This is a genomic window from Mycobacterium sp. E3251 (assembly GCF_001666835.1).
In the GTDB taxonomy this organism is placed as follows: Bacteria; Actinomycetota; Actinomycetes; order Mycobacteriales; family Mycobacteriaceae; genus Mycobacterium.
Genome location: NZ_LZJF01000009.1, coordinates 1 through 19843, shown reverse-complemented (window position 1 = coordinate 19843; position 19843 = coordinate 1). Strand labels below are relative to the sequence as shown.

16 protein-coding genes and 3 pseudogenes are annotated in these 19843 nt (G+C 69.7%); 13 read left to right on the top strand and 6 right to left on the bottom strand.

Annotated features, from left to right (window positions below; genetic code table 11):
* Positions 1-371: pseudogene (locus A5697_RS01020) on the bottom strand (xanthine dehydrogenase family protein molybdopterin-binding subunit); the annotation flags it as partial.
* Between the two features lie 57 nt (positions 372-428).
* Between A5697_RS01020 and A5697_RS01015 the strand changes: the two are divergent.
* The 5 genes and pseudogenes from A5697_RS01015 to A5697_RS00995 form a co-directional block, all read left to right on the top strand.
* Positions 429-2348: pseudogene (locus tag A5697_RS01015) on the top strand (xanthine dehydrogenase family protein molybdopterin-binding subunit); the annotation flags it as partial.
* The gene (locus tag A5697_RS01010) at positions 2345-3229 is read left to right on the top strand and encodes a xanthine dehydrogenase family protein subunit M (RefSeq protein ID WP_067950272.1); all 885 of its coding nucleotides are present in this window, start codon (positions 2345-2347) and stop codon (positions 3227-3229) included. The pseudogene A5697_RS01015 and the gene A5697_RS01010, both read left to right, overlap by 4 nt.
* The gene (locus A5697_RS01005; RefSeq protein WP_067950271.1) at positions 3222-3707 is read left to right on the top strand and encodes a (2Fe-2S)-binding protein; all 486 of its coding nucleotides are present in this window, start codon (positions 3222-3224) and stop codon (positions 3705-3707) included. The genes A5697_RS01010 and A5697_RS01005 overlap by 8 nt, the downstream gene beginning before the upstream one ends.
* 134 nt (positions 3708-3841) lie before the next feature.
* Positions 3842-4405: a hypothetical protein gene (locus tag A5697_RS01000; protein ID WP_369806026.1), complete on the top strand. Its 564-nt coding sequence runs from the start codon at positions 3842-3844 to the stop codon at positions 4403-4405.
* A gap of 451 nt (positions 4406-4856) precedes the next feature.
* Positions 4857-5285: a hypothetical protein gene (locus A5697_RS00995; RefSeq protein ID WP_082953180.1), complete on the top strand. Its 429-nt coding sequence runs from the start codon at positions 4857-4859 to the stop codon at positions 5283-5285.
* 122 nt (positions 5286-5407) lie between these two features.
* Here the strand turns inward: A5697_RS00995 and A5697_RS00990 are convergent, their stop codons facing one another.
* Positions 5408-5938, bottom strand: coding sequence for a DUF488 family protein (locus A5697_RS00990; protein WP_068007188.1), 531 nt, complete (start codon positions 5936-5938; stop codon positions 5408-5410).
* Positions 5939-5985: 47 nt separating this feature from the next.
* Between A5697_RS00990 and A5697_RS28680 the strand changes: the two are divergent.
* The 7 genes and pseudogenes from A5697_RS28680 to A5697_RS00960 form a co-directional block, all read left to right on the top strand.
* Positions 5986-6720 (top strand): annotated as a pseudogene (locus A5697_RS28680) (BadF/BadG/BcrA/BcrD ATPase family protein); the annotation flags it as partial.
* 108 nt (positions 6721-6828) lie between these two features.
* Complete coding sequence (gene murQ / locus A5697_RS28675) at positions 6829-7713, top strand: N-acetylmuramic acid 6-phosphate etherase (RefSeq protein WP_369806025.1); 885 nt, start codon at positions 6829-6831, stop codon at positions 7711-7713.
* 46 nt (positions 7714-7759) lie between these two features.
* A complete protein-coding gene (locus A5697_RS00980) occupies positions 7760-8278 on the top strand; it encodes a hypothetical protein (protein ID WP_067943619.1) in 519 nt (172 codons plus the stop codon).
* Positions 8279-8333: 55 nt separating this feature from the next.
* On the top strand, positions 8334-10049 hold the full coding sequence (locus tag A5697_RS00975; RefSeq protein WP_068007180.1) for an Hsp70 family protein: 1716 nt from the start codon (positions 8334-8336) through the stop codon (positions 10047-10049).
* Positions 10050-10231: 182 nt separating this feature from the next.
* Entirely contained in the window at positions 10232-13192 is a 2961-nt protein-coding gene (locus A5697_RS00970) for a (Fe-S)-binding protein (protein WP_068007178.1), read from the top strand.
* 32 nt (positions 13193-13224) lie between these two features.
* The gene (locus A5697_RS00965) at positions 13225-14514 is read left to right on the top strand and encodes a pyridoxal phosphate-dependent aminotransferase (RefSeq protein WP_067943616.1); all 1290 of its coding nucleotides are present in this window, start codon (positions 13225-13227) and stop codon (positions 14512-14514) included.
* A 26-nt stretch (positions 14515-14540) separates the two neighbouring features.
* The gene (locus A5697_RS00960; RefSeq protein ID WP_068007175.1) at positions 14541-15818 is read left to right on the top strand and encodes a YibE/F family protein; all 1278 of its coding nucleotides are present in this window, start codon (positions 14541-14543) and stop codon (positions 15816-15818) included.
* Here A5697_RS00960 and rfbA read toward each other — a convergent pair.
* From rfbA to A5697_RS00940, 4 genes are all read right to left on the bottom strand, one after another.
* Positions 15760-16635, bottom strand: coding sequence for a glucose-1-phosphate thymidylyltransferase RfbA (rfbA, locus tag A5697_RS00955; RefSeq protein ID WP_068007173.1), 876 nt, complete (start codon positions 16633-16635; stop codon positions 15760-15762). The genes A5697_RS00960 and rfbA overlap by 59 nt on opposite strands.
* A 21-nt stretch (positions 16636-16656) precedes the next feature.
* Positions 16657-17031: a nuclear transport factor 2 family protein gene (locus tag A5697_RS00950; RefSeq protein ID WP_067943610.1), complete on the bottom strand. Its 375-nt coding sequence runs from the start codon at positions 17029-17031 to the stop codon at positions 16657-16659.
* Between the two features lie 36 nt (positions 17032-17067).
* On the bottom strand, positions 17068-17823 hold the full coding sequence (locus tag A5697_RS00945; protein WP_067943607.1) for a maleylpyruvate isomerase family mycothiol-dependent enzyme: 756 nt from the start codon (positions 17821-17823) through the stop codon (positions 17068-17070).
* A gap of 223 nt (positions 17824-18046) precedes the next feature.
* Positions 18047-19372, bottom strand: a complete 1326-nt coding sequence (locus A5697_RS00940) for a UDP-glucose/GDP-mannose dehydrogenase family protein (RefSeq protein WP_067943601.1) — start codon at positions 19370-19372, stop codon at positions 18047-18049.
* A 254-nt stretch (positions 19373-19626) separates the two neighbouring features.
* Between A5697_RS00940 and A5697_RS28220 the strand changes: the two genes are divergently transcribed.
* A partial coding sequence (locus A5697_RS28220; protein WP_231971933.1) for a hypothetical protein occupies positions 19627-19843 on the top strand: 217 nt, incomplete at its 3' end.

Genomic DNA, 19843 nt, shown 5'->3' with positions numbered 1-19843 from the left:
TCGGTGTTCGGATAGGCCTCGTGCACCAGCACGTCGGAGTCCTGGGCCCGGGTGAAGTCGCTGACCGCGGGCAGCGGCTCGTAGTCCACGTCGACGAGCTCCAGCGCGTCCTCGGCGACATAGCGGCTCTCGGCGACGATGAGCGCGACGGGGTCGCCGACGAACTTGGCCTCGCCCTCGGCCAGCGGCGGTCGCGGGGTGTCCGGCATGTCCTTCCCGGCGACCGCGTGCCAAGCCTCTTTCACGTCCGGGTTGAGGTCGTCGGCGGTGAACACCGCGCGCACGCCGGGCAGCGCCAGCGCGGCCGAGGCGTCGATGCCGTTGATGCGCGCCCGCGCGAACGGGCTGCGCACGAAGCAGGCGTGCAACATGCCCGGCCGCGAGATGTCGTCGACGAAGCTGCCGCGGCCGGTCAGCAGCCGGCCGTCTTCCACCCGCTGCCCGCGGTCAGCGACTTCACCCGGGCCCAGGACTCCGACGTGCTGGTGCACGAGGCCTATCCGAACAACGTCGCCGGCGGGATGGGCGGCGCCCCGCCGGACGAAGAGCTGTTCGCCAACGCGCCGTGCGTCGTCAAAGAGCACATCTATCAGCAGATCTACGCGCCCGTGCCGATCGAGACCCGCGGCCTGGTCGTCGAATGGACCGCCGCCACAGGCGAACTCACAATGTGGGCGTCCACCCAGACCCCACACGAACTGCGGGCGTTCTGCGCGCGCCTGTTGGGCATTGCGGCACAACGTGTTCGGGTCATCATGCGCGACACCGGCGGCGGCTTCGGCCAGAAGGTCGTCCCGATGCGCGAGGACATGTGCATCATGCTGGCCGCGCGCAAGGTGCCTGCGGCGCTGAAGTGGATCGAGGACCGGCGCGAGAACCTGATGTCGGCCGGGCAGGCCCGCCACGTCGACGGCACCGCCCGCATGGCCTTCGACGCCGAGGGCAACATCGCGGCCGCGGACATCGACTTCGTCCAGGACATCGGCGCCTACCCGACGCCGTATCCGGTGCTGACCACGGCCGCCATCGGGATGTTCTTCCCAGGCCCCTACCGCGTGCCCAAGGCCAGCTTCAACTACAAGACGGTGTTCTCCAACACCAGCGGCCTGGCCGCCTACCGCGGACCGTGGCAGTACGAGACGCTGGCGCGCGAGATCCTGCTCGACATCGCCGCCCGCAGGATGAACGTCGACCCGGTGGAGCTGCGCCGCCGAAACCTGTTGCGACGCGACGAGATGCCGTACGTCAACCCCAACGGCATGCCGTACGACCACGTCGCCCCGATCGAGACCTTCGAGCAGGCGGTGAAAATCCTTGACCACGAAGGGTTTCGCAAAGAGCAGGCCGAGGCGCTGGCGCGAGGCCGCTACCTGGGCCTCGGCTTCTCGGCCTACATCGAGCCGACCGGCGCGGCGACCGGCCACCTGGCCACCGAAGGCGCCACCATCCGCATGGAGCCGACCGGCAAGATCAACGTGTACGTCAACGGCGGCTCGAGCGGGAACAGCATCGAGACCACCGTCGTCCAGTTGACCGCCGACGCGCTCGGCGCCGACATCGACGACGTGGCCACCATCCAGGGCGACACCGCCGTCACCCCCTACGGGGCCGGCACGCAGGGCAGCCGCAGCGCGCCGATGACCGCGGGGGCGGTCAGCGAGGCGGGGACCATCCTGCGCGAGAAGATCGTGGCGCTGGCCGCGCACCACCTCAAGGTCGCGGAATCGGAAGTGGAGCTTGCGTTTTCGGTGGCCAGTGTGCGCGGTGCCCCGGACAAGTCGGTGTCGTTCGGCGAGCTGGCTTACGTGGCGTACTACTCGCCGCAGCAACTGCCGCCGGGAATGTCGGCCAATCTCGAGGCGACCGCCCGGTTCAACTCGACCAATCCCATCCACTGGTCCAACGCGACCCACGCCTGCACCTGCGAGGTGGACGTGGCGACCGGCAAGGTGACGCTCCTGCGCTACATCGTCAGCGAGGACGTCGGGCCGATGATCAACCCGTCGGTCGTCGAGGGCCAGATCGCTGGCGGAACGGTGCAGGGCATCGGCGGCGCCCTGATGGAGGACATGGTCTACGACGACGACGGCAACCCGCTGGCAACGACTTTCGTCGACTACCTGCTGCCGACGGCCACCGAGGTGCCGCCCATCGAGTTCGGCCACGTCGAGATTCCCGGGCCCGGGCCCGGCGGCTACAAGGGCGCCGGCGAGGGTGGGGCCATCGGCTCGACCCCGGCGGTGATCAACGCCATCAACGACGCGCTGGCACCGCTGGGCGTGACCGTCACGCGGCTGCCGGCCAGCCCGGCGTCCATCGCCGCGCTCCTCGAGGAGGCGCAGCGGTGAAACCGTCCGCGTTCGAATACCACCGCCCCGACACCATCGACGACGCCGTGGGCCTGCTGGCCGAGTTGGGCGACGACGCGAAGATACTGGCGGGCGGGCAGAGCCTGGTGCCGATGCTGGCGATGCGACTGGCCTACTTCGACCATCTGATCGACATCTCCCGGCTGCCCGAGCTGCAGGGCATCGAGCGCCGGGGCGCGGAACTGTGGATCGGCGCGGGCACCACCGAGGCCACCGTCGGCGCCGATGAGCAAGTGCGCCAAGCGGTTCCGCTGTTGACCCGGGTGACGCCGTTCGTCGGGCATTTCCAGATCCGCAACCGGGGCACCCTCGGCGGGTCGATCGCCCACGCCGACGCCGCCGGCGAATACCCGGCGGTCGCCCTGACCCTGGACGCGGTGATGGAGGTCGCCTCGCCGCGCGGGCGCCGCGAGATCGCGGCCGCCGACTTCTTCGCCGGGGTATGGGAGACCACCATGGAATCCGACGAGGTGCTCACTGGGGTGAGGTTCCCCGTGTGGGACGGCAGGTCCGGCTTCGCCATCGAGGAATTCTCGCGCCGCCACGGCGATTTCGCGATCGCCGGCGCCTTGGTCGCCGTCCAGCTCGACGATCGCGACCGGTTGGCGCGCTGCGCGATCGGGCTGCTGGGCATGGGGTCCACCGTCCGGCGCGCGACGGCGGCCGAGGCCGCCGCTGTGGGCAGGCCGGTCGGCGAGCTGGTCCCCGAGGAGATCGGCGAGGCCGCGATGAGCGGGCTCGACGACATTCCCAACGACCTGCAAGGGTCGGCGTCCTACCGGTTGAAGGTCGGTGCCACCATGGCCACCCGCGCGTGGACACAAGCGATAGCCGAAGCCCTGGGGGCAAGCGATGCGTGAACACCCAATCGAACTGTCCGTCAACGGAACTCCGATCACGGCCGCGGTGGAACCGCGGATGACGCTGGCGGACTTCCTACGGGAAAAGTGCGGGCTCACCGGCACCCACCTGGGCTGCGAGCACGGAGCGTGCGGGGCGTGCACGGTGCTGCTGGACGGCGAGGCCGTGCGCTCTTGCCTGATGTTCGCGGTGCAGGCCGACGGGTCCGAGGTGACCACGGTCGAAGGCATCGCCGCACCGGACGGCACCCTGTCGCCCGTGCAGTCGGCGCTGCGGGAGTGCCACGGGCTGCAATGCGGCTTCTGCACCCCGGGTTTCGTGATGTCGCTGACCGCGCTGCTGCGCGACAACCCCGACCCAAGTGACCATGAGATCCGGGAAGGCCTGTCGGGCAACTTCTGCCGGTGCACCGGCTACCAGGGCATCGTCGCGGCCGCCCGCCGCGCCGCCGAGACGCAATCGGTCACACAGCGGTAAAGCTTCACCATCGGGGCCGCATCGATACGTGCGCGGTTACCCGGGGTTTCGTCACTTCGCGCGTAATCTGATTTCCCGATATTGCTGATAATCGGGAGTGGCGCGTGCGGTTTTCGCGAAGGGCTCGGTGGAGCCTGGCCGGTGGATCCTTGCTGATCGCGCCGGTGCTGGTCAGTCCCGTGCTGATCGACGCCTGTTCGTCCACCATCGCGGGCCGGCCCGTCGCCGCGCCGGGCGCGGGGCCGGTCGAGCCCACGTTCCCCACCCCCAGGCCCAGCACGTCGTCGCCGGCGCCCACCGCCAGCCCGGCCCCCGGCCTGCCGACGACGCCGGCCAACCCGACCACGCCGGCCGGCGCCATCCCGCTGCCGCCCGACCAGAACGGTTACGTGTTCATCGAAACCAAGTCGGGCACCACGCGCTGCCAGATCAACAAGACCACCGTCGGCTGCGAGGCGCCGTTCACCAACTCCCCCATGCAGGACGGCGAGCACGCCAACGGCGTCAGTGTGGACTCCGGCGGCAAGGTCCAGTGGGTGCTCGGCAACCTGGGCGCCATCCCGACCGTCCAGATCGACTACAAGACCTACAACGCCGCCGGCTGGACGATCAACGCCACCGCCGACGGCACCCGTTTCACCAACGACCGCACCGGACACGGCATGTTCGTCAGCGTCGACAGGGTCAACACGTTCTGACGCGTCGAAAGCACCGCGCTCGACGATTCCAAGCCGGATTACGCGCCTCCCACAGCGCGCGATCACCGGCGCCCCCCAAATTTCGACTTCATCGGGTTGGGAGCGTCCCCTTCGAAGCAGCGCCCGGACAGGGCTGGGCACATTGCATAATCGACCCAGTACCCCAGCGCTTGACAAGGGCCGTACCGCAGGCAGAGTCGGTATCACCCCGCCCACCTTCACGGCTGACCAAATGATGAAACCGAAAATCGGTAGCGTGCTTTGCCTACTGGCTCTGCTGCTCACAACAGGACTCTGCGCCGCATGCTCTTCGGGATCGTCCGCGCCCTCGAAACAACCTGCGTCTCCACCCCCGTCTGGTGCAACCGGAATCCCAGGAGGTTCGATGGAATCGACACCAGCCGCTACCTCGCCGAAAACACCTACGAGTCGAGAAGAAGCGCAAAATGCGGTGCTTCGCTACATTCAGCAGACGGTGGACGCGCTGCCCGGCGGCACCAACGTCGACGGAACCCGTTACAGCGGTGTCGGTTCTGGAATCGCCTATTGCGAGGACGAGCCGAAAGCCCCAAACTCCCGGGTCAACTACTCCTACTGGGGCGATCTGAATCTTCCGGCGGGCGAAAACCCCAACGCCGTCTTCGGCCAGGTGGAAAGCATCTGGAAACGCTGGGGTTGGCAGGTTCTTGAGCGACAAGGCTTCGAGAAGCCCAACAGGTTCGGTTACGCCCCAGACGGTTACGTCGTCCAAATCAAAGCCGCCTACCCGCCCGGCTCGCCCCCGACAATCATCGGGACATCACCGTGCTTTCCAGGAAACCTGCGCAAGGAAGGGGCACCCGTGCCCACCGCGATCAACCAGACCTCTGCCGCGAGATAAATCGAATCAGCGCGCCCCACGTACAGTTTCGATGCCTCGCCTGCGCCGGAAACCTCTTGAGCTCCGGCCAGCCACGCTTTGGTGGATGCCGGATCTGGGTGTGGACACCCATTAAGGCCAACTCAGCCGTCCCATACCAAGTGGCCGTCGGGGCGGCGGCGAGCGCCGTCGGCGGGGCGGTGTGGGCTGAGGCGGCCGTCTGGCATGAGGTGTCGCACCGGCACCGCGCGACCGAGCTCTGCGACGTCCGCGATCAGCCGCCGGTGGCAGCGCCACCAGACGCTCTCGCTGCACATCACCGCCGTGGTGCGCCGGGCGGCGTCGGCCAGGAGCTCGTCCAGCGCCGCGTCGAACTCGGGTGTCCGGGTGTATGCGGCGTACGCCCGGAACGCGGCCACCGTCCACCAGCTGTCCGGCTCAGGTTCTCCGGCCGCGACGTGACGTCGCCCGCCCAGGCGCGGCTCCCACCGGTAGTCGATGCCGTGTTGGGGCAGCCAGCTTTCCAGGGCCTCCCGCCGCACGTCCGGATTCGTCCGACTGGCCGGATATCGCCGCACGTCCACCACCAGCGCAACCCCGGCGCCGGCGAGCAACTCCGCCAGCCGCTCACGGTCGGCCGTCCCGTGCCCCACGGTCAGCAACGCCGGCTCCACCACACCAGTTTGCCCGGCAGTCGACACCCAGCCCGGGCCGATAAAGGATGGGTGCGGTGATCCTCGCCGTCGATTTGGGTAAGACGTCGTGCCGGGCTTCGGCATGCGGCCGTAGGGCGCAGGGGCCGGGCGCGCCGGGGCTCGCGGCGCCCGGCGGCGTGCGGGCCGCGGAGGCGGCGATCCTGAATGTCGCGCGCCAGCTCGGCGCGGTCGACGAGGTGATCGTCGGCGCCGCCGGGGCGGAGGCGGCCCCGGATGCGGCGCGCACATTGGGCGACGCGCTGCTGACCTCGCTGCGGGCGGATCGCGTCGCGGTGACCAGCGACGCCGTGACCGCGCACGCCGGCGCCCTGAACGGACAGCCGGGCGTCGTGCTGATCGCGGGCACCGGCGTCGTGGCGCTCGCGATCGATGCGGATGGTCGGTGGCGGCGCGCCGACGGCTGGGGCCCCTGGCTGGGCGACGAGGGCGGCGGCGCGTGGATCGGCGCCGCCGGGCTGCGCGCGGCGCTGCGCGCGCACGACGGCCGCGGCCCGTCCACCATGCTGCTCGACGCCGCCCGCGCCCGCTTCGGCGCACCGCAGACCTGGCCCGCGCAGCTCACTGATGCCGCCGCGCTCGCGTCCTTCGCACCCGACGTGCTCGCCGCGCAAGGCGACGCCGCCGCGCTGGCGATCGTCGGCGCGGCCGCCGAGGCGCTCGCCGCGACCGCTCGCGCGGCCGGGGATGGACCGGTCGCGATGGTCGGCGGCCTGGCCGGGTACCAGGCGCTGCGGGAGAAGCTCGACCTCGTCCCCGCCGCCGGCGACGCGCTCGATGGGGCGCTGCGGCTAAGGGCGATCCACGAGCCGCACGTGATCCGCGTGGGGGCGGCACCGAAAACCATTGGCGTGCAAGGACTTGACGCGCTCGCCACCGAAGCCGTGCGGCCCGGCCTGGATGACCTCGACGCGCGGCCCATCGGGGAGGTCGTCGCGCTGCTCGTCACCGCCGAGGGCGAGGCGCACGCCGCAGTGGCGGCGGCGGTCCCGCGGATCGCGGCGGCGGCCGAGGCGATCGCCGCGCGGCTCGAGCACGGTGGCCGCCTGATCTACGCCGGCGCCGGAACGCCCGGGCGGCTCGGTGTGCTGGACGCGGCCGAGTGTGCGCCAACGTTCGGCACCGACCTCGTGCGCGGTGTCATCGCCGGAGGGCCGGCGGCGCTGACCGAGGCGATCGAGGGCGCCGAAGACACCTTCGAGCCAACCGATCTCGCCGACCTGACCGCCGCCGACGCGCTCGTCGGGATCACGGCGTCGGGCCGCACGCCGTACGTGCTCGGGGCGCTCGAGCACGCGCGCGCGGTGGGCGCGCTGACGGTCGCGATGGTCAACAATCCGAACAGCGCGGCGTCTGCCGACGTGGTGATCGAATTGCTCACCGGCCCTGAGGTTCTCGCCGGGTCCACCCGGCTGACCGCGGGCACGGCGCAGAAGGTCGTGCTCAACGCGCTCTCGACGAGCGTCATGATCGCGCTCGGCAAGGCGTACGGACCGCGGATGGTCGATGTGCGCGCGACCAACGCGAAGCTGCGCCGGCGCGCGGTGCGCATCGTGCGCGACGCGGCTGGCGCCGACGAGGAGACCGCGGCCGCCGCGCTGGCCGCCGCGGGCGGTCATGCCAAGACCGCGATCGTCGCGTTGCTCGCGGGCGTCGACGCAGCCGAGGCCGCTGTCCGGCTCGACCGGGCGCGGGGGCGCGTGCGGGCCGCGCTGGGCAGCGTCAACACGTTCTGAAGGCGCGCTCAGGAGGCTGGCAGGTGGTGTCAGTACCATCGGTGCCGTGGCACGCAACGGCCCACCCGACGACTTCCACGACCAGGCGACCCGGCATGCCGACTACGGCGTCGCTGAGCCGCCGACCACCGGCGAACCCCCCGCGAACCCGCCGGAGGGGTTCGAGCAGCCCGAGGCGTTCGACAACCTGGAGGCCGAACCCACTCCGTGGTATCGCAAGCCCCCGCTGCTGATCGCCTGGTTGGTTTTCGTCGCGATCCTGATCGCCCTGATCGTCTACGGCATCACCGAGCTGCTGCAGGGTGGGCAAGGCACCAGCCCGTCCCCGAGCACCAGCAGCACGAGCACGACGACGACCACCGCTACGACCGCTCCGACGACCACCACCACGACGCCGACCACCAGCAGCGCGGTCGAGGCGCCGGCCCAGCAGCCCACGCAGCAGCCCACGCGCCAGCCGAGCCAGCAGGAGCCGACGCACAAGCATCACCTGCCGCAGGTGCCCTCCGTGATCACGATTCCGGGGGTGCCCACGGCGATCACGGTCCCGCCCGGCCTGCGCTGACCGTCTCGGCCGCTATGGTGAGGACCACCGGGCGATCGGAAGTGGGGTGCGGGGCATGAGCGAGTCGCTCGGGCTGTCGATTGGGGCGGCCAACCTGGTGGCTGCCCGCGCGGGCAGGCCGCCGGTGGTCCGCAGCGCGGTATTGACGCTCTTCGAACGCCGGCCAACCGAAGTCGGCCTGCCGGAAGAGAACCCGAACCTGACCGAAAACGGGATGGTGCTGCGCGGATTCGTCGAGCGCGTCGGCGACCGGTCCCCACTGGTGGCGGCCGATGGAACGAAGTACCTCGGGGAGGTGCTGACGGTCGAAGCGATCGAAGCCATGGCGCGCACCGTCGGCTACGGCTCCCCGATCACCATTGCCGTGCCGGCGTACTGGTCCGACGCCCAGTTCACCGCGTTGCGTGAGGAATTCTTCGCCCAGCCGGACCTTGCCCGCGGCGGTGTGGCGCCGGTGCTCGTGTCCGACGCCACCGCCGCGCTCGCGGGGCTCCGTGGCAGACCGGGGTTCCCGACCGCCGGCGTCGTCGCGCTGTGCGATTTCGGAGCCAGCGGCACCAGCGTCACCCTGATGGACGCCGGATCCGGCTTCACCCGCGTCGGCACGACGGCGCGATCGGCCGATTTCTCCGGCGACGCGATCGATCAGCTCGTCCTGGGTCGCCTGCGGGCCTCTGACGACACCATGGCCGACCTGGGCAGCACCGTGCGGATCGGCTCGCAAAGCCGCCTGCTCGGCGAATGCCGGCGCGCCAAGGAACAACTGTCGACCGCTTCGACGGCCTCGATCGCGATGGCTCCGGGTGCGAACGCGCAGCTGTCGCGCGCCGAGCTGGAGCAGCTGATCGCCGAACCGCTGGACCGGTTCCTGGGCACCGTCGAAGAAGTGTTGCGCCGCAACGGGATTGCAAGGGACAGGCTGGCTGCCGTGGCGGCGGTGGGCGGGGGCGCCGGCATCCCGCTGATCGCCGCGCGGCTGTCGGAGCGTTTCCAGGTGCCGGTGCACACCCCACCGCAGCCCGCGGTCAGCGCCGCCATCGGAGCGGCCGTGCTCGGTGACCAGCAGGCGGCGGGCGGCGCCCCGACCGCCATGGGCGCCGTGGTGGAGACGCCGACCGAGATGGTCGGCACCGCCGGCATCGACATGACCCAGGCCGCGGCGGCCGCCCAGGCCACCGATGTGGACGGCGCCCTGGCCTGGTCCCAGGACGCCGACGGCGACGAGCCGGTGCCCTACACCGGGCGCGACGCCACGGGCGAGTACTCCCGGGAGGCAACGGATTCCGGCTACGGAGCCGGCGATCGCTACGCCGCCGAAGAGGGCCCACTGCCCTGGTACAAACGCACCGCGCTGGTCCTGTTGGTGGCGGGGGCGGCCGCGGCGATCCTGGTAGCCATCGTGTTGGCCCTGACCCTTGGCCGCCCCAAGTCCCATCCGGTCAACACCACACCGCCCAACACGCCGGCTCCGCCGCAAACGTCGCAAACCGTGACCATCACGGAGCCCAACGGCAGCACCACCGAGACGGTCCTCCCGCCGCCGCCACCGCCGCCGTCGTCGTCGTCCGAACAGCCGCCGACCACCACGACGACCGAGGCGCCGACCACGACCACCACCACCACGACGCCGCCGCCGACCACCACGACGACCACGCCCCCGCCGACGACGACCACCGCGCCGCCCACGACGTCGCAAGCGACCACCACAGCCGCACCCCCGACGACGACCCGGTTCCGGCCGCTGCTGCCGCCCTTCGTACCGCGGGGCTGACGCGGCCGGTCCCGGCGACGAGGGTCACACGGGCCCGCTGATACGGCAGGCCACGGGCACCGCGGACCTCCAAGTTAGGGCAGCCTTTCTCGCGGCGGAAGCTGCGGAGATGTAACTATGAGCAGGGCTAAGCAGGCAAACAATTCGCAGGCTGAATCAAACATGCATTGGGGAGACCTTCTGTGACCACGCAGATGCTGATCAGACTCATCGTGGGCATGGGCATGACGCTGGTCGTGGCCGCGCTCGCCGGACGACGGGTCCTGTGGCTGTTCAAGCTCGTCACGTCCGGGAAGCCCGCGCCGGGTCACACCGACGACCCCGGCCGGCGAATCTGGACGGAGATCGCCGAGGTCTTCGGGCAGCGCCGCCTGCTCAAGTGGTCGATCCCCGGCCTGGCCCACTTCTTCACCATGTGGGGCTTCTTCATCCTGCTCACGGTCTACATCGAGGCCTACGGCCTGCTGTTCCAGGACAACTTCCACATCCCGATCATCGGGCGCTGGGACGCGCTGGGCTTCCTGCAAGACTTCTTCGCCACCGCCGTCTTCCTCGGCATCACCACGTTCGCCATCATTCGGCTGATGCGCAGCCCGCGCGAAATCGGCCGCTCGTCACGGTTCTACGGTTCTCACACCGGCGGCGCGTGGCTGGTGCTGTTCATGATCTTCAACGTCATCTGGACCTACGTGCTGGTCCGCGGGTCGGCGGTCAACAACGGCACGCTGCCCTACGGCAACGGCGCCTTCCTGTCTCAGCTCTTCGGGGCGATCCTGCGCCCGCTCGGCCAGCCCGCCAACGAGATCATCGAGACGACGGCCCTGCTCCTGCACATCGCCGTCATGCTGGCCTTCCTCATCATCGTGCTGCACTCCAAGCACCTGCACATCTTCACGGCGCCGATCAACGTCATCTTCAAGCGGCTGCCCGACGGGTTGGGTCCGCTGCTGCCGATCGAGGCCGACGGCAAGCCGATCGACTTCGAAAACCCGCCCGATGACGCCGAGTTCGGCCGCGGCAAGATCGAGGACTTCAGCTGGAAGGCCATGCTGGACTTCGCCACCTGCACCGAATGCGGTCGCTGCCAGTCGCAATGCCCGGCCTGGAACACCGGCAAGCCGCTGTCTCCCAAGCTCGTCATCATGGACCTGCGCGACCACTGGATGGCCAAGGCGCCCTACATCCTCGGGGATAAGGAATCGCCCGCCGAGAACACGCCGGAGGGCGGGATCGGCGAGGAACTGGCCGGCGAGAAGCACGCCGAGGCGCACCACGTCCCCGAGTCGGGCTTCGGCCGCGTCATGGGCTCCGGCCCGGAGCAGGCCACCCGACCGCTGGTCGGCACCGCCGAGCAGGGCGGCGTCATCGACCCCGACGTGCTGTGGTCCTGCGTGTCCTGCGGCGCCTGCGTCGAGCAGTGCCCGGTGGACATCGAACACGTCGACCACATCATCGACATGCGCCGCTACCAGGTGATGATGGAATCCGAATTCCCCTCGGAACTTTCGGTGCTGTTCAAGAACCTGGAGACCAAGGCCAACCCGTGGGGCCAGAACGCGTCCGACCGGACCAACTGGATCGACGAGGTGGACTTCGACGTTCCCGTGTACGGCGAGGACGTGGACAGCTTCGACGGCTTCGAGTACCTGTTCTGGGTCGGCTGCGCCGGCGCCTACGACGATAAGGCCAAGAAGACCACCAAGGCCGTCGCGGAGCTGCTGGCCATCGCCGGGGTGAAGTACCTGGTGCTGGGCACCGGTGAAACCTGCAACGGTGACTCCGCGCGTCGCTCCGGCAACGAGTTCCTCTTCCAGCAGCTGGCGCAGCAGGCCGTCGAGACCCTGGACGGGGTGTTCGAGGGCGTGGAGACCGTCGACCGCAAGATCGTCGTCACCTGCCCGCACTGCTTCAACACCCTGGGCCGCGAATACCGGCAACTGGGCTCGAACTACTCGGTGTTGCACCACACCCAGCTGCTGAACCGGCTGATCCGCGACAACAAGCTGGTGCCGGTGACGCCGGTGTCCCAGGACATCACCTACCACGACCCGTGCTACCTGGGCCGGCACAACAAGGTGTACGAGGCGCCGCGCGAGCTGATCGGGGCGGCGGGCGCGACGCTCACCGAGATGCCGCGGCACGCCGAGCGCAGCTTCTGCTGCGGTGCCGGTGGCGCGCGGATGTGGATGGAAGAGCACATCGGCAAGCGGATCAACCACGAGCGCGTCGACGAGGCCCTGGCCACCGGGGCGGCCACGATCGCGACCGGCTGCCCGTTCTGCCGCGTGATGGTCACCGACGGCGTCAACGACCGGCAGGAAGAGGCCGGCCGCAGCGGCGTCGAGGTGCTCGACGTCGCCCAGGTGCTGCTCGGGTCCCTCGAATACAACAAGGCGACGCTGCCGCAGAAGGGCACGGCCGCCAAGGAGGCGGAGAAGCGGGCGGCTCAGGCACCCAAGGCCACCGCCACCGTCGAGGCGCCGGCCAAGGAGACCGAGGAGGCACCCGCCGAGGCGGCCCCCAAGTCCGAGGCCGCGCCCGCAGCGCCCGCCAAGGGGCTGGGCATCGCCGGCGGCGCCAAGAAGCCCGGTAAGAAGGCGGCCGAGCCCGCCGCCGACGGCAAAGCCGAGGCATCCGCGCCCGCGCCCGCCAAGGGGCTGGGCATCGCCGGTGGCGCCAAGAAGCCCGGCGCCAAGAAGGCCGCGCCCGCCAAGGCCGAGGCCAAGACGGAGGCGCCGGCGGAGTCGGCGGCACCCGCCGCCCCGGCCAAGGGGTTGGGCATCGCAGCGGGCGCCAAGCGACCGGGCGCCAAGAAGGCCGCCCCGGCCGCCGAGGCACCCAAGGCCGAGCCTCAGCCCGAACAAGCCGAGCCCGAGGCGGCCGACGGCACGGCCGAGGAGAAGGCGCCCGCGGCGCCGGTCAAGGGCCTGGGCATCGCCGCCGGCGCAAAACGACCGGGCGCCAAGAAGGCCGCCCCGGCCGCCGAGGCACCCAAGGCGGAGGCGCAGCCCGAACAAGCCGAGCCGGAGCCGGCGCCGAAAGCGGAGCCGGCAAAGGAGACCGACGGCGCGGACGCACCGTCCGGTCCACCGGTGAAGGGGCTGGGTATCGCGCGCGGGGCCCGTCCGCCGGGCAAGCGCTGACCTGGGATTTTGCGGCTTGACAGCAAATTTCGGTGGACAGAAGTGGCACCATTGGTGACGTGACCACTCACCAGCTGCCCCTGAACGCGTCCGCGCACCACCGGCAGCGTGTCTTCGCGCAGTCGTCCAAGCTTCAGGGCGTTCTGTACGAGATCCGCGGCCCGGTGCACCAGCATGCCGCGCGGCTGGAGGCCGAAGGGCACCGCATCCTCAAGCTCAACATCGGCAACCCGGCGCCGTTCGGCTTCGAGGCGCCCGACGTGATCATGCGCGACATGATCCAGGCGCTGCCCTACGCGCAGGGCTACTCCGACTCGCAGGGCATCCTGCCCGCACGCCGGGCCGTGGTCACCCGCTACGAGTTGGTCGAGGGCTTCCCCCGCTTCGACGTCGACGACGTCTACCTGGGCAACGGGTGCTCCGAGCTGATCACGATGACGCTGCAGGCCCTGCTCGACAACGGCGACGAGGTGTTGATCCCGTCGCCCGACTATCCGCTGTGGACGGCGTCGACCTCCCTGGCCGGCGGCACGCCCGTGCACTACCTGTGCGACGAGACGCAGGCGTGGCAGCCCGACATCGCCGACCTGGAGTCCAAGATCACCGAGCGCACCAAGGCGCTGGTCATCATCAACCCCAACAACCCGACCGGCGCGGTCTACAGCCGCGAGGTCCTCACCCAGATGGTGGAATTGGCGCGCAAGCACGAACTGCTGCTGCTCGCCGACGAGATCTACGACAAGATCCTCTACGACGACGCCAAGCACATCAACGTGGCGTCGCTGGCCCACGACATGTTGTGCCTCACGTTCAACGGGCTCTCCAAGGCCTACCGGGTGGCCGGCTACCGCGCGGGCTGGCTGGCGATCACCGGCCCCAAGGACCACGCCGAGAGCTTCATCGAGGGCATCAACCTGCTGGCCAACATGCGGCTGTGCCCCAACGTCCCGGCCCAGCACGGCATCCAGGTGGCCCTCGGTGGCCACCAGAGCATCGAAGACCTGGTGCTGCCCGGCGGGCGCCTGCTCGAGCAGCGCGACGTCGCCTGGGAGAAGCTCAACGAGATTCCCGGGGTGTCCTGCGTCAAACCCGAGGGCGCGCTGTACGCGTTTCCCCGGCTGGACCCCGAGGTCTACGACATCACCGACGACGAACAGCTCGTCCTCGACCTGCTGCTGCAGGAGAAGATCCTCGTCACGCAGGGCACCGGATTCAATTGGCCGGCACCGGATCACCTGCGCATCGTGACGCTGCCGTGGGCCCGCGACCTGGCGGCGGCGATCGAGCGGCTGGGCAACTTCCTGGTCAGCTATCGCCAGTAAGGAACTTCGCAGCCGGCGCCTCTACGGTGGACCGCGTGACGCACTCGCACTCGCATTCACACAGCCTGTCCGGGCCGGCCCCGGTTGAGTCGCTGCCCGCCAGGATCGTCGTCGGGCTGCTGGTGGCGATCGGGGTGGCGGTCCTGGGTGGCGCCATCGCGCTGTGGCCCAGCCGGCAGCACGTCGCCATCCCGATGCCCTTCCAGAATGCGGCCGGCGGCGCCGTGAGCACGCAGGCCGGACACGTGCTGTCCAGCGGCGTGGGTGACTGCGGCAGCCCGTCGGTCAGCCAGGTGCTCACCACCGCGCCGCAGCCGGCGCCGCCGGGCGCGGGGCGGTGCGTGCTGACCCAGGTGGCCATCGATTCCGGGCCCAATGCGGGCGCCAACACGTTGCTGGAATCCTCCCCCGGTCCGGGCCAGCCGAAATTCGCGGTGGGAGACCACATTCGGCTCGTCCGGCAGGTCGACGATCAGGGCGCCACCAGCTACGCGTTCTACGACTTCGAACGTGGCTGGTCGTTGGTCGCGCTGGCCGTCGCATTCGCGGCGGTGATCGTCGCCGTGGCACGCTGGCGGGGACTGCTGGCGCTGGTGGGCATCGGGGTCGCGTTCGTGGTCCTGGTGGCGTTCTTGCTGCCTGCGTTGCGCGACGGCGCGCCCGCGGTTCCGGTGGCCCTGGTGGCCGCGGCGGCCATCCTCTACGCGGTCATCTATCTGGCGCACGGCGTGAGCCTGCGCACCAGCGCCGCGCTGCTGGGCACCCTGACTTCGCTGTTGGTTGCGGCGGGATTATCTTGGGCGGCAATACAAGTGGCCCATTTGACCGGGTTGTCCGATGACCAGAACGCCACCGTCAGCGCGTATTTGGGCAACGTGTCGATCAGCGGCCTGCTGCTCGCCGGCTTCATCATCGGGTCGCTGGGCGTGCTCAACGATGTGACGGTGACGCAGGCATCGACGGTGTTCGAGCTCGCCCACCTCGGTGGCTCGCGGCGCGCGATCTTCCTGGGCGCCATCCGAGTTGGCCGCGACCACATCGCCAGCACGGTGTACACGCTGGTGCTCGCCTACGCGGGCAGCTCGCTGCCGCTACTGCTGCTGTTCAGCGTGGCCAACCGCTCGTTGACCGACGTGCTGACCAGCGAAAGTGTGGCCATCGAGATCGCGCGGTCGGCGGTGGGCGGCATCGCACTGGCGCTGTCGGTGCCGCTGACGACGGCGATCGCCGCGGCGCTGGCGAAGCCTAGTGAAACCGGCTCCGCTCCAACAGATCCAGCAGATAGCCGCCGTATCCGGACTTGAGCAGCGTGTGGGCGCGCTCGGCCAACTGCTCGTCGGTGATCCAGCCCCGCTGCCACGCCACTTCCTCGGGGACGCTGACCTTCAGGCCCTGCCGCCGTTCCAGCGTGCGCACGAAATCGCTGGCGTCCAGCAGGGAGTCGAACGTGCCGGTGTCGAGCCACGCCGTCCCGCGGGCCATCACCTCGACCGAGAGCTGGCCCCGGTTGAGATAGATCTGGTTGACCTCGGTGATCTCGTATTCACCGCGCGCCGATTTCTTCAAGCCTTTGGCAATCTCGATCACGTCGTTGTCGTAGAAATACAAGCCCGGCACCGCGTAATTGGACTTCGGCGTCTTGGGTTTCTCCTCCAGCGACAGCGCTGTGCCGTCGTCGCTGAACTCGACGACGCCGTACTCCGATGGGTTGGCCACCCAGTAGGCGAAAACGGCCCCGCCGCTTATGTTTTGGAAACGGCTCAGGCTGGTGCCCAGCCCCGGGCCGTAGAAGATGTTGTCGCCCAACACCAACGACACCGAGTCGTTGCCGATGTGGTCGGCGCCCAGCACGAAGGCCTGGGCCAGACCGTCGGGGCTTTGCTGCGTCACGTAGCTGATGTTGATCCCGAACTGTGAGCCGTCGCTTAGAAGCCGCTGAAAGCCCGCCGCATCGTGCGGGGTGGTGATCACCAGAATGTCCTGGATCCCGGCCATCATCAGGGTGGACAGCGGGTAGTAGACCATCGGTTTGTCGTACACCGGAAGCAACTGCTTGCTGATGCCGACGGTGATCGGATGCAGGCGAGTGCCCGAGCCGCCGGCCAAGATGATCCCGCGCATGAATGACTCCCTGTTCCGCGCTTAGTTGACGAGGTCGTTTTCGGTGAGTTCGGTCGCCGCCAGCGCCGACGCCAGGTCGTCGTGCCGGAACACGGACGTCACGTGGTCGTGGACCACGCGGAATGCCGACGCGGCGGTTGTCACGGCCCCGGGATTGTCCGGGGCGCTGACCTTCTGTTCGACGACCACGACCCCGTCGTGCACGTACATCCGGCCGAGTTCGGCCGTCGCGTGGCGGGAGGCGGCCCACCCACGCAGCGCCTCGTGCCCCTGCGCGGCCCCGTGCGCGTCGCCGATCTCGATGTCGTCGCTGGACAACGCGAGCAGGGTTTCCAGGTCGGCCGAGTTGAGCGCGTCGTGCCATGCCAGGACGGTGGCGATCTCCGAAGTGGTCATGGGTTGCAAGTTACCGTGTGCGCCCAGCCGCCGTGGCTAGAGCGGGGTACGGTCCAGCCAGTTCTGCCACACCGCCTCGTCGCCGAACAACTGAATGCCCGTGTCGGCGAGCGGCACCCGGCGCAGGATGGCCAGCAGCAGCTCGGTCGCGCCGCCCCGCAACGCCGCCGTGCCCTTGCCGTGCTCGTGCGACCAGGCGATCCGGCCGTCGTCGACACCGATAGTCCACTCGCCGGCTTCGCCCAGACCAGGGTCGGTGGCGTGCAGGTGCAGGGTGTTTCCGCCCTCGAGCGGGAGTGCCGCCCCTTCGCCGCCGGCCTGGATCGCGATGCGCTCGAGCCATTCGGTGATCGCATCGGCGGCCAGGCCGGCATCCAGCGCGAATTCGGCGCCCAGCGCGATGGCCGCGTCGGCCCGATGCACCGCCACCTCGTGCAAGCGGCGGCGGATCCACCAGTTCGCCGGGCGGAGGCCGAGAAAGGTCCACACCGGCGTTTCCACACCCGTCAGCTCGACGGCGTCGACCAGCCGCTGCGCGCCGCCGTGCAACCAGGAGATGGCGTCGGCCGGATCGGGTGGCGGCTTGCCGCCCTCGACGGACCGGAAGTCGAGAAACTCCTGCAGTCGCTCCCGCACGATCTGCGCCGCCCAGCGGTCGCCACGGCCGACGTGGCGCAGCAGCTGATTCAGGTCCCACCCCGGGCAGGTCGGCACGGGCGTGGACTGGTCCGCATCCCGGAAAAGCTCCGAAAATGCGCGGTTTTCTTCCAGGAATGCACCGGCATAATCCACGCGGGTCAGGCTACTCGCCGGCGCCAAACGACCAAGGGCTCAATGGGCAGAGGACTTCGTCCCTATTGCGGTCTATGGCGCAGGGACGAATACCGGGAACACGCGGCTGTGCACCGCCAGTTCGCGCAAGAAGATCGCGCCATGGCTCAGGAGCTGCGACGGATGGCGGAATGCGAGCCGACGCACGATTCCGCCCCGCCTTCGAGCGCTGGCTAGCGGCCGGCTAGGGCCGCGGCGCCCCCAGCCGGAACAGCCGCCAGCCCGCTTGCTTCCAGCGGGCGGCATCGAGGCAGTTGCGGCCGTCGACGATGACCCGGGCCCGCACGCGGTCGGCCAGGTCGCCGGGGTCGAGGTCGATGAATTGGCGCCATTCGGTCAGAACGAGCACCGCGTCCGCGCGATCACACGCCTCCTCAACCGAAACCGCGTAGTTCAGCGTCGGGAACAGCCGCTGCGCGTTGTCGAGCGCCTTGGGGTCGTACACGTTGACCGCGGCGCCGTTGAGCTGCAGCTGACCAGCGACGTTGAGCGCCGGCGAGTCGCGCACATCGTCGGATTCGGGTTTGAACGCCGCACCGAGCACGGCGATATTGGCGCCCAGCAGCGACCCGCCGCAGGCCGCGCTGGCGAGCTCCACCATCCGGCTGCGCCGGCGCATGTTGATGCTGTCGACCTCACGCAGGAAGGTCAGCGCCTGGTCGGCGCCCAGTTCGCCGGCGCGGGCCATGAAGGCACGGATGTCCTTGGGCAGGCAGCCACCGCCGAAGCCCAAACCGGCGTTGAGGAATTGGCGGCCGATGCGGGGGTCGTAGCCGAGCGCGTCGGCCAGCACGCTGACGTCTGCGCCCGCGGCCTCGCACACCTCGGAGATGGCGTTGATGAACGAAATCTTCGTCGCCAGAAAGGCGTTGGCGGAAACCTTGACCAGCTCCGCGGTCTGCAGGTCCGTCACCAGGAACGGCACGCCCTCGGCAAGCAGGGGGCCGTAGAGTTCGCGGACCGCCGCCTCGGCCCACGTCGAATCCTGTTGGACCCCTAGGACGATGCGGTCCGGATGCAGGGTGTCGTGCACCGCGTAGCCCTCACGCAGGAACTCAGGGTTCCAGGCGATCTCGACGTCGACCCCGCGCGGCGCCAACGCTGCCGCCCGGTGGTTCAGCTCGGCGGCGGTTCCCACCGGAACGGTCGATTTCCCCACGAGCACCGACGATCTCGTCAGCCGCGGCACCAGGGCGTCGATCACGGCGTAGACGTGGCGCAGATCGGCGCCGTACTCGCCCTTCTTCTGTGGCGTGCCCACCCCGAGGAAATGCACGTCGGCGAATTCGGCCGCCATGTCGTAGTCGGTGGTGAACCGCAGGCGGCCCGTTGCCAGGTTCTTCGTCAGCAGCTTGCGCAGGCCGGGTTCATAGAAGGGAATGTCACCGCCGGCGAGCTTGGCGACCTTGCCCGGGTCGATGTCGACCCCGACCACCTCGTGTCCCAGTTCCGCCATTCCGACCGCGTGGGTGGCACCCAGGTAGCCGGTGCCGAAGACGGTGCATCGCATGTAACCGGTATACGTCGTCGCGATGAGCTAACTGCATCGCCTCCCTAAGCGGAAGGCAAACGGCAGGTGACAGCTGGCCCCGAACCGATTAGTGCCGGCCGAACCCACCGTGGCCACCGCCGAAACCGCCGTGGCCGCCGCCGAAGCCCGGAATGCCGGGGAACCCGCCGCCACCGCCGCCGTGACCTTCGTCTCCGCCGCCATGACCACCGCCGAAGCCGCCACCGGGCGGCCCACCGATGATCGGTCCACCGATGCCTGGGATCGGCAGCGGGATCGGCACCGGAACGGGCGCCACCGGAGGTGGCGGCGCGGGAGCCGGCGCGACCGGAATCGGGGCAGGCGCCGGGGCTTCGGGAACCGGAACAGGAGCGGGAGCCGCCGGGGCCGGCGCCGCGGCGGCCCACGCCCAGGCGGTCGGCAGTCAGACCAACTATGCGCAAACGGCGCTGCTCTACATCGAGCCCGACA